Below are 13,520 nucleotides of genomic sequence, written 5' to 3'. Positions count from 1 at the left end.
TGCGTCCGCTTGCGGGCTCGTGGTTAAACAGCCCCTTTAGCCTGCCTAAGCTCCAGCTGTTGCAACCTGTCCAGTGTGCCGACATCACACCAGTAACCCGTGAAATGACTGCCACTGATAAGCCCCTGCGCCATCTTTTGCCGCAGCAGCGGCGCCAAGGCAAAATGTGTCTCTGCTACCCCATCGAATAGCTCGGGGCGATATATTCCCACCCCGGAGAAAGTGTACCTGGGCGCGCCCCTGTCACTGACCCGCGAATAGCCGAATGTTTGCGGCAGCAAGGCGAAGTCTCCCTCGGGATGCTGCGCCGGGTTATCCACCAGAAACAGGTGCGCCAGCGTATCTGCAGCCAAATTGGGCAGCTCAGGCATGGCATCGATAAACACATCGCCGTTAATCACTAAAAAAGGCGCGTTGCCAAGTAGCGGCAGAGCCTTTTTGATCCCGCCGCCGGTTTCCAGCGCCTCAATCTCACGGCTGTAATGAATCGTCACGCCAAAACGGCTGCCGTCTCCCAGGCGTTCAATCAGTTTGTCTGCCTGCCAGGCGCAGTTGATCACCAACTCAGTCACGCCCATGGCGGCCAAACGTTCAATGTGATACTCAATCAAGGGCTTACCGGCCACTGTCACCAGAGGTTTAGGCAGCTTGTCGGTCAAGGGGCGCAGACGCTCCCCTCTGCCGGCTGCCAGAATCATCGCCTTCATTTGTGCTCCTGTGCCTCTGCTTGTGGTCGGGACTGTGATTGTGACTCTTGTTGAGTCAGCGGCAATAACCTCTGCCTGACCCAGGAGGAAAGCGCCTGCAACTGAGGATAACGCTCGCAGATATCGGCCACATAGCCGAGTGTAAGCGGTATATCCTTGAGATAACCTGACTTGCCATCTCTGTGGTGCAAACGGGCAAAGATACCCGCCGCCTTCAGGTGTCGCTGCACTCCCATGAGATCGAACCAGCGACTGAAGGTGGCAAAATCAACATCTTTGCCAACCAACCCCAGCTCGCGACACTGTTCAAAGAAGGCTTTGAGCAGCGGCTCGACTATCGCATCCGGCCAACGTATATAGCAATCTCTCAGCAGCGAGACTGCATCATAGGTCACAGGCCCCAACACGGCATCCTGAAAATCTATTACCCAAAGCTTACCGTTTTTAAGCATCAGATTACGGCTGTGAAAGTCCCTGTGCATGCCGACCTGGGGTTGCACAAGCGCGCTGGCCGTCAAAATAGCAAAGCTTTCAGCCAACATAGTATGCTCAGCATCTGTCAGGGAGACTTGCCAGTGTTTATCCAGCAGCCACTCGCTGAAAATCGCCAGCTCGCGTTCGACAAAGGCCGCATCATAGTCCGGCAAGGGACCAAGCTCACTTTCCCGCACCGCCGCAATATCCGGCAAAATCGCCAGCGCCTTGAGATACCAGTCACTCACATTGGTTTCGTTCAACTCGGGCAACAACAAGTTATCGCCAAGGTCCTGCTGCAGAATAAAGCCCTCTTCCTCATTGAACTCAAGCACCTTGGGCACTCGAATGCCCGCTTGGTGATACGCCCGCGCCAAAGCAATAAAGGGCTTGTTATCCAATAAGTTGGGAGGAGAGTCCGTGACTATGTAATCACAACCATCGACATTGAGACGAAAATAACGCCGAAAGCTGGCATCACCGGAAATCAGCTTGGCTTGCAAGGGCTTACCGAAAAGTTGCTGCAACCAGCACGACATGGAAAGAAATCTGGGATCAGACAAGGTCATCTCATGGCTCTTGACGAAAAATTGCTTTATTATACCGAGGTAAAAAACAGGAAACAGCCAATAAATACAGAGTTTTTTATGGCTGCGTTGCCCGAGGCAGGATGCAACTTTTCCCTCCGAAACTTGTCCAGACAAAGAAATCTAAATAATTGACCTAAGATGCAGATCCGATATTTTCTGGCATTGAGCCTTTTACCTCCCCTGACGCTGGCTGAAACCCTTCCTCAGGAGGGCGGCAACAACGCTCAATGTGTTATCTTGCCTCCGGTTCCCTATCATCAGGATGGGGAAAGCAGCGGCCCTTTGGCCGATCAAAAAATACAGATCCATTCTGACGCCTCCTCGGCGCAATTGGGACGCGAGGCGACCTTCGAAGGCAATGTGACCTTTTCTCAGGCCGGGCGCAAAATTTCCGCCGAAAGAGCCACGGTCAACCAGCAGGAGCAGCAGCTAACCGCTCAGGGCAACCTGGTGTTTCAAGACCCTCTGTTTACCGTGACCGCCGACTCGCTGATGGCGCAGATGCGTTCCAACAACGCCACCCTGGAAGGCGCTCAGTACTGGCTCCACGGCCAGCAAGTTCACGGTGACGCCCAGAAACTGGAAATTACCCAGAACAACAACCTGGTATTGAACAACACCAACTTCACCACTTGCCCACCGGATAATGTCTCCTGGCTACTGGAAGCCGAGAAGATCAAAATCGACAGCAAGGAAGAGTGGGGAGAGATCTGGGATGCCAAACTCAGAATAGGTGGCGTGCCGGTATTCTATATTCCCTATATGACAGTGCCGGTTTCGGAGAAACGCAAGACAGGTTTCCTGTTTCCCAGCTTCAGTTCCAGCACCACCAACGGGATCGAAATCGCCACCCCGTTTTATTGGAACATAGCGCCTGAGTACGATCTGACTTTTACCCCGCACTATATGTCGTCGCGGGGCTTGTTTACCAAGACAGAATTCCGCTATCTGCTGGGCGATCCCGGCGACCGGCAAACGCCTACCGGCCAGTTCAACCTCGAATATCTGGGCAGCGATAACATGCTCGATGGCAGCCCCAACCGCTATATGTATCACTGGGAGCACAGCGATGCCCTGGATGAAAACTGGCGGGTGCTGGCCAACTATACCGATGTCTCGGACAACAACTACTTCAACGATCTCAAGTCCGATGTCAATCGCGCCACGGACAACCAGTTATCCCGGGTTGGCGAAATCGCCTATTTCACCGACAACTGGGACTTCAGTGCCAGAGTGCAGGACATCAAGGTACTGGGCAAGGAAGAGCGTCCTTATCAGGTGATGCCGCAGCTGAACTTCAACTACCGTACCCCCGGGGTGTGGGAAGGCCTGGATTTCAGCTTTGCCTCCGAGATAACCAACTTCCGTCATAAAGAAGATATATACACCACCGCCAGCAGGGTACATATGGAGCCCAGCATTCGTCTGCCAATCCATGGCCCGGCGGGGTCGCTGACCAGTGAAGTCAAGCTGATGCAGACCAACTACTGGCAGCACAATATTCAGCAGCCAGAGTTGGATGACAGTGTCAGCCGTACCTTACCTCAGGTGAGGGTTCACGGTCAGATAAACTTCGAGCGTTATACCGAATACTTCAACCAGAACTACCGCCAGACGCTGGAACCCCAGTTCCAATACCTGTATGTCGGCTATGAAGATCAATCCAATATCGGTCTCTACGACACGGGTGAACTGCAGCAGGACTATTTTGGCCTGTTCCGCGACCGCCGCTTCTCGGGTCTGGACCGTATCGCCGATGCCAACCAGTTGACCCTGGGTTTGACCACCCGACTGTTTGATGAGCGTAACCTGGAACAGCTGAAATTCAGCCTGGGCCAGATCATCTACTTCGACGACAGTAAAGTCAGCCTCTATGAGAATGAACTCACTGAGCAGCCGTCCACTTCGGTACTGGCCGCCGAGCTGGATGCCAGAATCTACAAAGACTGGTTTGTCAGCGGTGCTATTCAATACGACACCCGTTACAGCTCCAACAAGAAGAGTGAAGCAACCCTAGACTACCGCCCCGGCCCCAACAAGCTGCTACAGTTCAGCTATCGTTACGTGCCGGATCTGCTCAACAGCAACACCAATGACAGAGTGGATATCTCCCAGGCCGGTGTCCGTACCACCTGGCCAATTACCGACAGCCTCTATTTTGTCGGCAACTGGTATTACGATCTCAAAGAGGAACGTTCGGTGGAAACCTATACCGGCTTCCAGTACGAGTCATGCTGCTGGGCAGTGCGTCTGAGCTATCACTACCGCATCAAGACCAACTACGAGGACGACCTCAAGAATGCAGTGCTCAACGAGCGTGAGATGTTCGAAACCGGCGTCTACCTCAACTTTGTGATCAAGGGCCTCGGCGGCTCAGGTCCATTGGGGGTCAGTGACATGCTAGATGAAGGTCTGTTCAACTACCGCAAACCACTTTATCTGAGGAATTAATCAAGATTTGTGGTAGATTGCTGAACCTCGGACGGGACAGAGAGTCCAATCTGGACAACCCAGGCCGCTGCCATCGGCGGCCAACGAAACGAAAATGTGGCAAGGATTTTGTGGATGAAACCCTGTAAGAAACTGATTTTTGGATTTTTTGCTCTAGTCATGAGCCAGGCTGCCCTAGCAGCACCACAGCTGCTGGATCGCGTTGCTGTGCAGATCAACGACGGCATAGTGCTGGAAAGCGAAGTCCAGAACATGGTCGACACTGTTAAGGCCAACGCCAAGGCCGCCGGCCAGAGTCTGCCTTCGGATCAGGCGCTGCGCACTCAGGTTATTGAGCGTTTGATCCTGACCCGTCTGCAACTGCAGATGGCAGACCGTATCGGCCTGCATATCGGGGATCTGCAGCTGGACCAAACCATAGAAAACATTGCCAAGCAACAGAACATGACTGTCGCCCAGATGCGCGCCGAAATTGAAGCCGATGGCAGCAGCTTCAGCCAATACCGCGAGCAACTGCGTGAAGAAGTAACCATAGGCGAGATCCAGCGTATTCAAGTACAGCGCCGAATTCAGGTTTCACCCCAGGAAATCAATAACCTGGTGAAACTGATCAAGGAACAGGGCCTGAAAGACGTGGAATACCAGGTTGGCCACATTCTGATTGAAGTGCCTTCCAACCCCACTTCAGAGCAACTGGAAGGAGCCAGCAAGCGTGCCAATGCCGTACTGGAGCGCCTGAAATCCGGTGCCGACTTCCGTGAAACCGCCATTGCTTCTTCCGCCGGCCCCAAGGCACTGGAAGGCGGTATCTGGGATTACATGAACATCAATGAGATGCCTACCCTGTTTGCCGAAGTCATCACAGATGCCAAAAAAGGCGACATCATAGGCCCTATCAAGAGTGGTGCCGGTTTCCATATCATCAAGATCATGGACGCCCGCGGCCTGCAGACCAAAGAAGTCGAAGAAGTCAGAGCCCGCCATATCCTGCTCAAGCCGTCACCGATTCTGTCTGAAGACAGAGCCAAGGCGATGCTGCAACAGTTCCTCAAACAGATCCGCAGCGGTGAAGCCAAGTTTGAAGATCTGGCGCGTCAGTACTCGGAAGATCCCGGTAGCGCCACCAAAGGCGGGGAGCTGGGTTGGGCCGATCCAGGCATCTATGTGCCCGAGTTCGCCCAGACACTCAACAGCCTGAAGCAGGGTGAAATCAGTGAGCCGTTCCGTTCAACTCACGGCTGGCACATCACTCAGCTGGAAGAGAGACGCAAAACAGATGCCACAGATCAGTTCAACACCAACCGTGCGCATCAGTTGATCTTCCGCCGCAAATTCAACGAAGAGTTACAAAACTGGCTGGACGAAATGCGGGCCGACGCATACATTGAACTCTTCGACCCAGAAACTGACAGAGGTTAAGTCGCTTGGACATTAAACGTATTGCCATTACCCCCGGAGAGCCTGCCGGCATAGGCCCGGATCTGGTAGTACAGCTGGCGCAGCGCGACTGGCCGGCCGAGCTGGTCGTGTGCGCGGATCCTGCCTTGTTGCAGGCGCGCGCCAAGATGCTGGGGCTCAGTCTCCAGCTCAAGCCTTATCAGCCAAGCCAAGCGGCCAAGCCACAGCAAGCCGGTAGTTTGACCATAGTGCCCTTCCCCATGGCTTGTGAGCCTCGCTGCGGCGTGCTCAATGAGCAAAACAGCGCCTATGTGGTCGACACTCTGCGTTATGCGGGTGAGAAGAATATGAACGGCGAGTTTGATGCCGTGGTGACAGGTCCGGTACACAAGGGCATTATCAATCAGGCCGGGATCCCCTTCTCCGGCCATACCGAATTCTTTGCCCATCAGGCCGGTTGTCAGGATGTGGTGATGATGCTCGCCTGCCCCGGTCTGCAGGTAGCCCTGGTGACCACTCACATTCCACTGGCTTACGTCTCCAAGGCGATCACCCGTGAACGCCTGCATCAGATCATCAGAATACTGCACCAGGATCTGGTGAATAAGTTTGCCCTGGACAACCCCAAGATTTATGTCTGTGGCCTCAACCCCCATGCCGGTGAAGATGGCCATCTGGGACGGGAAGAGCTGGATGTGATCATCCCGGCGCTGAACGAGCTCAGAGAGCAGGAGCAGATGCGTATCATAGGCCCTCTGCCTGCCGATACCCTGTTCCAACCCAAGTATCTGCAAGACGCCGATGTGGTGCTGGCCATGTACCACGACCAGGGCCTGCCTGTGCTCAAGTCACAGGGCTTTGGCAAGTCGGTAAACATCACTCTGGGCCTGCCCTACATCCGCACTTCGGTGGATCACGGCACGGCGCTGGAACTCGCAGGCACAGGCAAGGCCGATATCGGCAGCTTCGTCTGTGCACTCAACAAGGCCATAGAACTGGCCGGCAAAAACTGATCCAACTGAGTATCAATGAGCAATAAAGTACACTTAGGCCATACCGCCAGAAAACGTTTCGGACAAAACTTCCTGACCGATGACAATGTGATCAACCGTATTGTGGCGGCCATCGCCCCGGATAATGAGCATGTCATGGTCGAAATCGGCCCGGGTCTGGCGGCCCTGACCGAACCTGTGGCCAGTGCCATAGACAAGCTGACCGTGGTCGAGCTGGACAGAGATCTGGTAGAACGCCTGAAGCAGCATCCTGTGCTGAAAGACAAGCTGGAAATTCATCAGGGCGATGCCCTGCAGTTTGACTTCAACAAACTCATGGTCGAGGGCAAGAAGCTCAAGGTCTTTGGTAACCTGCCATACAATATCTCCACACCACTGATGTTCCATCTGTTCGAATATGCCGAGCAGATCACCAACATGCACTTTATGTTGCAAAAAGAGGTGGTGTTGCGGCTTTCAGCCAGCCCGGGCAGCAAGGCCTATGGCCGCCTCACTGTCATGGCCCAATACTATTGCCAGGTAGTACCGGTACTGGAAGTGCCTCCGGGCAGCTTCACGCCGCCACCTAAGGTCGATTCCGCCGTGGTGCGTCTGGTACCCTATGAAACCAAACCCTGGCCGGCCAAAGACGTTGCCATGCTCGGCAAGGTAACCAGCACCGCCTTCAACATGCGCCGCAAGACCCTGAGAAATAACCTCAAGGGGCTGCTTGGTGATGCCGATTATGAGACCCTGGGAATCGATCCCGGCCTCAGACCCGAGCAGATTAGTGTCGAGCAGTATGTTGCCATCGCCAACTTGCTGAGCGACCGCCAGGCGTAACATCCGGACGCCGGGCGGCGTCCTTCCTTTCCATCAGAGATTTTGGCCAGGAACTTAAGATGAATCCCCAGAAAAGCCGTATCAGAGTCGAGGTACAGACCCAGTACATAGAACACCAGTCTGCGCCGGATGAAGACAAGTATCTTTTCAGTTACACCATCACCATTATCAATCTGGGTGATGAGGCGGCGACCCTCAAGAGTCGCCACTGGGTGATCACAGATGGCAATGGCCAACAGAGCGAGGTTCAGGGCGCCGGTGTCGTCGGTGAAACCCCGAGGATCAAGCCCAATACTGCCTACCAATACAGCAGCGGTACAGTGCTGGAAACGCCGCTGGGCTTTATGGAAGGCCGTTACCTGATGGAAACCGATGCGGGCGAGAGTTTCTACGCCCAGATCCCTCCTTTCCGCCTGGCCGTACCCGGCCAGGTACACTGATGGGCAGATAACAGTGGCTCACTATTTTGTCGGCGATATTCAGGGCTGTTTCAACGAGTTGCAACGCCTGCTGGAGAAAGTCGATTTTAATCCCTCCAAGGACGAGCTTTGGGCGGTCGGCGATCTGGTCGCCCGTGGTCCGGATTCTCTCTCGACCTTGAGATTCTTCCGCGATCTCGGCGATTCGGCCAAGTCGGTACTGGGTAACCATGATCTGCATCTGCTGGCGGTCAAGGCCGGGCTCAAACGGGCCAAACCCAGCGACAAGCTGCAACCACTGTTGGAAGCCGCTGATATCGACAGCCTCATAGACTGGGTTAGAACCCAGCCCCTGATGCGCGAACTGCCCGAGCACAAACTCATTATGACCCATGCGGGCGTGCCTCCCCAGTGGGACATCCAAACCTTACGCCAGGAAGCAGGCGCCGTCAGCCTGGCACTGCAAAGAACCGACTATTTAGACAGTCTCATCGCCAGGATGTACACAGAAGAGCCGGAAGATTGGTCCGGTGAGCTCAGCGGCCTGCCCAGACTCAGGTACTGTATCAACGCCCTGACCCGGATGCGTTACCTCTATCTCGACGGCACGCTGGATTTCAGCTGCAAGGTGCCGCCGGCCAAATGTGAAGATCCCAATCTCAAACCCTGGTTTTTATTCCCATCCAGCACCGCTGACTACACCCGGGTCTTCGGCCATTGGGCCGCGCTGATGGGCAAGGTCGAAGGCGAAAGACTGCAGGCGCTGGACACCGGCTGTTGCTGGGGAGAATACCTGACACTCTGGCACCTGGAATCAGATCAAAAAATTACCCAACCCAGGTTAAAAAAAGGTTAAACTTAGCAGACGTCGGCCGATAACCATCTGGTAACGTGCCCATGAAAACTAAAAGATTTTTCCCAAGAGAAAAACCATAACCTTTTCCGGAGTAGCCTATGAAGTTGAATGTAGCGACCCGAGTCATAGCAGGGTTTGCCGTAGTCACCCTGCTATTGCTCCTGCTTGGTGCTGTTTCCTGGTTCACCAACAATGAGCTGAAAAACACCACCGAAGTTCTACAGCAACTGAGTATCCCGGCACTCAAATCAACCGGCGAGCTGGGCGAAACCCTCAGCGAACAGCAAAGGTTGGTTCTGGTGGGTTACCATGTCACCAAGGCCAATAAACTCCCGCCTATCCAACAGCAGTTTGCCAGTCAAAAGCAAAACTTCAAGGCGCAATTTGCCAGTCTGTCAAAGCTGGTACAGCACGAGCCCGGGCTCAAAGAGATCCTGCCCCAGGTAGAGCGTAATTATCAGGCCTTTATCAACACCAGCGAACGCATGATGGCCGACCACCTCAGCGCCCTGGAGCAACAGGAAAACCTCAATAAACAGCGGGATCAGTTGGAAACAACCGCCGATGATGCTGCCAGTCTGCTGCTGGATCTGATGGATCTGGAACAGAGCCAGGACACGACTGAGCGGGAGATTGCCGCTTCCGCCGCCGCTCTGGACAGCAATGTCACCAATGTGATCAGTACTGTTTACGATCTGGTCGCCACCGAAGAGCGCAGCAAGTACGAAATCATAGTCAAAGAACTTAGCTATATCATCAATGAAGCCGAGGCCAAGCTGGAGTACATCAGTCGCCATGGCGCCGGTGTCATCGATGCCGATGTGCTCAGCGAAATGAACAGCGAGCTTGGCAAACTCAGCCAACATCTTAAGGGCAAAAACTCGATTCAGGCCCAGAAAGCGACCCAACTTGAGCTCAAAGCCAGTACTCAAGTAGCGCTGAATCAAGTGGAAACCGACAAGAAGAACGTCAATCAGGCAATGGGGGCTCTTTCCGGTGCCATTGAAACCCTGACCAACGAGATTAACGCCAAAACCCTGGCCAGTATCGACTCGGCCAGTATGCAGACCCTATTGGTGGTGCTTGTGGCAATAGTGGTTGCCATAGCCGTGAGTATTGCCGTGGTGAAACCACTGACCGCCTCACTCAACCGTATCAATCAGGCATTGAATATCCTCGCTTCCGGTGACTTGACCCATAAGCTGGATGACTCTGGTCAGGATGAATTTGCCGAGCTTTCCCGCAACTGCAACCGCCTTATCGACAGTCTCAGAGGTCTTATTCGCGGCATTTTGGATAGATCCAACCAATTGGCAGCCGCCGCCGAACAAACCTCGGCGGTTACCTCACAAACCACTATCGGGATCCAGGAGCAAAAGAGCCAGGTGGATCAAGTGGCCACGGCTACCACAGAGCTGAGCTCCAGTGCCCAGCAGGTATCCCACAGCGCCGACCACGCGCTGAACCAGATTAAACAGGCCGATGAAGAAGCCCAGCATATGCGGATGATTGCCGAAGAAAACCGCCGCACCATAGAAGCGCTGGCCGAAGAAGTCGCCAAGGCGGGGCAAGTGATCAACAAGGTGCATTCCGACAGTGATGCCATAGGCTCGATTCTGGATGTTATTCGCGGCATTGCCGAGCAGACCAATCTACTGGCACTCAACGCCGCCATCGAGGCCGCCAGGGCCGGCGAACAGGGACGCGGCTTTGCCGTTGTGGCCGATGAGGTACGCAACCTCGCATCCCGCACCCAGGAGTCGACTCAGGAGATCCAGCAGATGATCCAGGTGCTGCAAACAGGCACCCAAGAGGCGGTCGCTGTCATGGAACAAGGCCGCGCCCAGGCCAACTCCTGCGTCGCCAAGACAGAGCAAGCCAATCAAGCTCTGGAAGCCATCAGCGAATCTGTACATCAGGCTTTCGATGCCGGAACCCAAATCGCCAACGCAGCTCAGGAACAGAACCTGGTCAGCCAGCAGGTTTCAGAGAAACTGGAACATATTGCGCTGATATCGGAAGAAACCGCCTCAGGCGCCGATCAGACCGCCCAATCCAGCCACCAGGTGGCGCAACTCGCCGAAGAGTTGCAGGCTTCGGTTGGCGAGTTCAAAGTCTAATCTTAAAACTATCGGCCGTCTCCCCCAGGAGGTTTTGTCGCGGGGACGACGGCCTAGCTCAAAATAGCCAAATAACATTGATTGGGCTTCCGATGACGGATGTTTCATTGCCTGCAGCGGGGATAATGCCGTGAAGAACAGGATGAACGCTGCAAGCAAGGGGCAGGCTAAAATACAGAATGAAGTGACAGGAGCCAGCATTTAATGGTCCCGCTGAACTGATTTATTCTGTGAACGCTATTCACATACCATAGTTGCCTGTTGCTTACATTTTGAGAGTGACTCTGCTTCTGAACTACCACCCATACAAAAATCCAACCTTAACAACTTTTCTTCATTTACTGGCGTTTTGTCCTCTGCTAGCTTCCAATGCCAGTCTTTAATTACGTCAGTTGCTGGCTTTGAAATGGTCTTTTTAGGCACAGAGCTTATGAGAGTGATGCTCTCGGTTGAACCGTTTTCATCGACTGTGACCTTAAATACTCCGCAACCAGCTACACCTTTCATTGCTAACTCAACGGGATAGCGAGGCATGAATTCCTTGTCTCGAAGCCAAGTACTTTCCGTTTTTGTTGGTTCCAAATAGGTTAATTCTACAGAGGCATAGTTACTGGCAGCGATTGTTCCAGTAGACAAAAAACAGATGGTGAAAAGTAAATTTTTGTAGCTCATAAAACCTTCATTAGTGAGTTCACATAAAGGCAAAAACAGCGGTGCGCTCAACCCTCAGGGCAATGCTACCTTTGCTTGTTATGTTTATTTGGTTGCAGACCATGTAACGTTACTTTCTTTAATACCAAGACCCTGTTTGAATTTGACAGGAAACTCTAGGCTAGGTTTGCCAACCCAGCCACGCTCTAAATAGAGATTGTATCCGTCACCATTCTGTTCGTATCGAACGGCTGAAAGCCATATTCCATCCCAATCGCCTAAGAACTCTAAATCTCTAAGGCTTTTGGGGTATACACCATTTCTAAGTTTATGAAGCTCAATTATTGACACCGCGGAAACGAAGTTTTGTGTTCCAAACTTTTCATCAGCCCCCGGTACTTCAAAGTTACACCCGCTCAGGAAACCAACAAGTACAATAATCGCGATTAATTTCTGCATTAATTAGAGTTCCTTCGTTGGATTTTAAACATAACGTCCACAACAGGGGCCAAACAGAGTGGAGCCAATTTGCGGTAGAATGAGTGAAGCGAACCGCAAATTGGCGGAGCATAGTTTGGTCCCTTGCTTGTGATTGTTAATCGGAATCTAGCTGGCCACCTGCCTTTTCGGCTTCTGCTATCAAATCTTCCCACGGCCATTTAACAGTGGAAAATCGCCTGTAAAGCAATAATTGCCTGTCTACCACGCTTATTTCTTCGGTCGCAGTATTGTAGGTAACGACCAAGCCGCGCCCATCTTCATCAACCTGCAACTCTGGCAGTTTCTCTAAAATTGTTTTCAAGTTTCCATATTGAATTCTATCTTGTTTCGCGTGAGCCTTTTCATAAATTGATTTTGCAGGCAATCCATTTATTAACTCGCTATCTGTAGAAGCAATGATTGCACTCATCGCATGAGCATAAATTCCAGTTGCATTTTTCCGAGAACGAATACCTTTTGAAACCAGCTTTGAAAATTGCTGGTATACAGGATTCAATTGTTCGGCGTATTCCATCGCAGCGGAATCAACAAAATTTACATCATCCAATTTTTGATTGAGAAATCGCTTTTCTTCAATGTTGGCTTGGTCTAATGTTAAAAGTGTTAGTTGTTGCAATACTCCTGCATTCCCATATGCCAACTCTACTAGTTTGTTTTTTACTGGATCAGCAACAGATAGATTGAGAGTTCCTGAACCTTTATTTATTATTTTTGTTAAATCAGAGTTCGACCAATCAACTGGAATTTCTTCTACCCTTCCAGAAAGGTCTGGGTTTAGATGCAACAAAAGATTTGTTTCCGACCACACGCCGACTATTATTAAAAATACGCCATAATCCCATAACGCTTTTAAATCGAAAGCAAACCCCTTTCTATTTTCGGTCGACATGTAATGAAAATCTTCTATGATCAACCTTCTATCTGAAGCTTTTATTATGTCCGCAATAAATCTCAAATCCTCGATGTCTTTACCAATAGACTTTTCGTTCTTTTGTCCAGTTCCATTAATCTCACCCTGTAGATCGACACCGATTTTTCCAAGAAGATTTACGCCGACTGCTCCTGATGCCTTGATAGATCCTTTGACAGATCCTGTACGCGATTCGCTTATAGTTAACTTGATATCGAGCTGGGAGAGCGCGTCAACATAAATATCAATGAAAGACTTATGCAAACGACATTGAACTACGATGGGATTTTCGACGACCCTCAGTCTTAGCCAGGATTTTCCACTTTTCGAAGGTCCACGAATTGCTACATGTCTCGTGCGCAACAATGCTTTTTGCAATCTCGAGTCAAGCTCACCTCTATCAACATATGACGCATCTCTTATTTCGGGCGATATTCCAAAAACTTGATCTGTACGCACCTAATCCTCCTATTTCGATTAGACATAATGATTCCCTGTGCAGGTGTCGGCCTCCGTGTTTTTTCGTGTATTAGTTAAACCAGAGCCACACTGCTTGTTGATCCAATAGGCAAACAATCACAGGAGGCCGACATGTCTAAAGCTAACAC

Annotated in this window: 12 protein-coding genes; 7 read left to right on the top strand and 5 right to left on the bottom strand. The window is 52.0% G+C overall.

What is annotated here, in order from left to right; genetic code table 11:
- Window positions 1-23: 23 nt before the first annotated feature.
- Together murU and ON072_RS17185 are read right to left on the bottom strand one after the other, a co-directional pair.
- Window positions 24-707 (bottom strand): N-acetylmuramate alpha-1-phosphate uridylyltransferase MurU, encoded by a 684-nt coding sequence (murU, locus tag ON072_RS17190; RefSeq protein ID WP_274626112.1) that lies wholly within the window; start codon window positions 705-707, stop codon window positions 24-26.
- On the bottom strand, window positions 704-1,750 hold the full coding sequence (locus ON072_RS17185) for an aminoglycoside phosphotransferase family protein (protein ID WP_144380086.1): 1,047 nt from the start codon (window positions 1,748-1,750) through the stop codon (window positions 704-706). Before ON072_RS17185 ends, murU begins: the two co-directional genes overlap by 4 nt.
- A 159-nt stretch (window positions 1,751-1,909) precedes the next feature.
- On the opposite strand from ON072_RS17185, the gene lptD reads away from it, so the two are divergent.
- The 7 genes from lptD to ON072_RS17150 all read left to right on the top strand — a co-directional run bounded on the left by lptD (window position 1,910) and on the right by ON072_RS17150 (window position 10,850).
- On the top strand, window positions 1,910-4,222 hold the full coding sequence (lptD, locus tag ON072_RS17180) for an LPS assembly protein LptD (protein WP_025011373.1): 2,313 nt from the start codon (window positions 1,910-1,912) through the stop codon (window positions 4,220-4,222).
- Window positions 4,223-4,336: 114 nt separating this feature from the next.
- A complete protein-coding gene (gene surA / locus ON072_RS17175; RefSeq protein ID WP_028781628.1) occupies window positions 4,337-5,641 on the top strand; it encodes a peptidylprolyl isomerase SurA in 1,305 nt (434 codons plus the stop codon).
- A 5-nt stretch (window positions 5,642-5,646) separates the two neighbouring features.
- Entirely contained in the window at window positions 5,647-6,633 is a 987-nt protein-coding gene (gene pdxA, locus ON072_RS17170; protein WP_025889251.1) for a 4-hydroxythreonine-4-phosphate dehydrogenase PdxA, read from the top strand.
- Between the two features lie 15 nt (window positions 6,634-6,648).
- Window positions 6,649-7,455 (top strand): 16S rRNA (adenine(1518)-N(6)/adenine(1519)-N(6))-dimethyltransferase RsmA, encoded by an 807-nt coding sequence (gene rsmA, locus ON072_RS17165; RefSeq protein WP_025889249.1) that lies wholly within the window; start codon window positions 6,649-6,651, stop codon window positions 7,453-7,455.
- 59 nt (window positions 7,456-7,514) lie between these two features.
- A complete protein-coding gene (apaG, locus tag ON072_RS17160) occupies window positions 7,515-7,895 on the top strand; it encodes a Co2+/Mg2+ efflux protein ApaG (RefSeq protein ID WP_025011370.1) in 381 nt (126 codons plus the stop codon).
- A 13-nt stretch (window positions 7,896-7,908) separates the two neighbouring features.
- A complete protein-coding gene (locus ON072_RS17155; RefSeq protein ID WP_054745679.1) occupies window positions 7,909-8,730 on the top strand; it encodes a symmetrical bis(5'-nucleosyl)-tetraphosphatase in 822 nt (273 codons plus the stop codon).
- A 98-nt stretch (window positions 8,731-8,828) separates the two neighbouring features.
- Window positions 8,829-10,850 carry a methyl-accepting chemotaxis protein gene (locus ON072_RS17150; RefSeq protein ID WP_208190893.1) on the top strand — a complete coding sequence of 674 codons (2,022 nt, stop codon included), beginning with the start codon at window positions 8,829-8,831 and terminating at the stop codon, window positions 10,848-10,850.
- Window positions 10,851-11,087: 237 nt separating this feature from the next.
- Here ON072_RS17150 and ON072_RS17145 read toward each other — a convergent pair whose 3' ends face one another.
- The 3 genes from ON072_RS17145 to ON072_RS17135 form a co-directional block, all read right to left on the bottom strand.
- Complete coding sequence (locus tag ON072_RS17145; RefSeq protein ID WP_208160064.1) at window positions 11,088-11,522, bottom strand: energy transducer TonB; 435 nt, start codon at window positions 11,520-11,522, stop codon at window positions 11,088-11,090.
- 84 nt (window positions 11,523-11,606) lie between these two features.
- Window positions 11,607-11,960, bottom strand: coding sequence for a hypothetical protein (locus ON072_RS17140; protein ID WP_025011367.1), 354 nt, complete (start codon window positions 11,958-11,960; stop codon window positions 11,607-11,609).
- 136 nt (window positions 11,961-12,096) lie between these two features.
- A complete protein-coding gene (locus ON072_RS17135; RefSeq protein ID WP_025889242.1) occupies window positions 12,097-13,371 on the bottom strand; it encodes a hypothetical protein in 1,275 nt (424 codons plus the stop codon).
- Window positions 13,372-13,520: the final 149 nt, after the last annotated feature.

Origin of the sequence: Shewanella sp. K8 (genome assembly GCF_028823715.1) — a bacterium.
In the GTDB taxonomy this organism is placed as follows: Bacteria; Pseudomonadota; Gammaproteobacteria; order Enterobacterales; family Shewanellaceae; genus Shewanella; species Shewanella algae.
Note: the sequence above shows the minus strand (reverse complement) of the source record. Positions and strands in the feature narration are given on the sequence as shown.

Bases quoted from the DNA above. Each gene is read 5' to 3' on its own strand.
- murU (WP_274626112.1), bottom strand. From the start codon at position 707: ATGAAGGCGATGATTCTGGCAGCCGGCAGAGGGGAGCGTCTGCGCCCC.
- ON072_RS17185 (WP_144380086.1), bottom strand. From the start codon at position 1,750: ATGACCTTGTCTGATCCCAGATTTCTTTCCATGTCGTGCTGGTTGCAG.
- lptD (WP_025011373.1), top strand. From the start codon at position 1,910: ATGCAGATCCGATATTTTCTGGCATTGAGCCTTTTACCTCCCCTGACG.
- surA (WP_028781628.1), top strand. From the start codon at position 4,337: ATGAAACCCTGTAAGAAACTGATTTTTGGATTTTTTGCTCTAGTCATG.
- rsmA (WP_025889249.1), top strand. From the start codon at position 6,649: ATGAGCAATAAAGTACACTTAGGCCATACCGCCAGAAAACGTTTCGGA.
- apaG (WP_025011370.1), top strand. From the start codon at position 7,515: ATGAATCCCCAGAAAAGCCGTATCAGAGTCGAGGTACAGACCCAGTAC.
- ON072_RS17150 (WP_208190893.1), top strand. From the start codon at position 8,829: ATGAAGTTGAATGTAGCGACCCGAGTCATAGCAGGGTTTGCCGTAGTC.
- ON072_RS17145 (WP_208160064.1), bottom strand. From the start codon at position 11,522: ATGAGCTACAAAAATTTACTTTTCACCATCTGTTTTTTGTCTACTGGA.
- ON072_RS17140 (WP_025011367.1), bottom strand. From the start codon at position 11,960: ATGCAGAAATTAATCGCGATTATTGTACTTGTTGGTTTCCTGAGCGGG.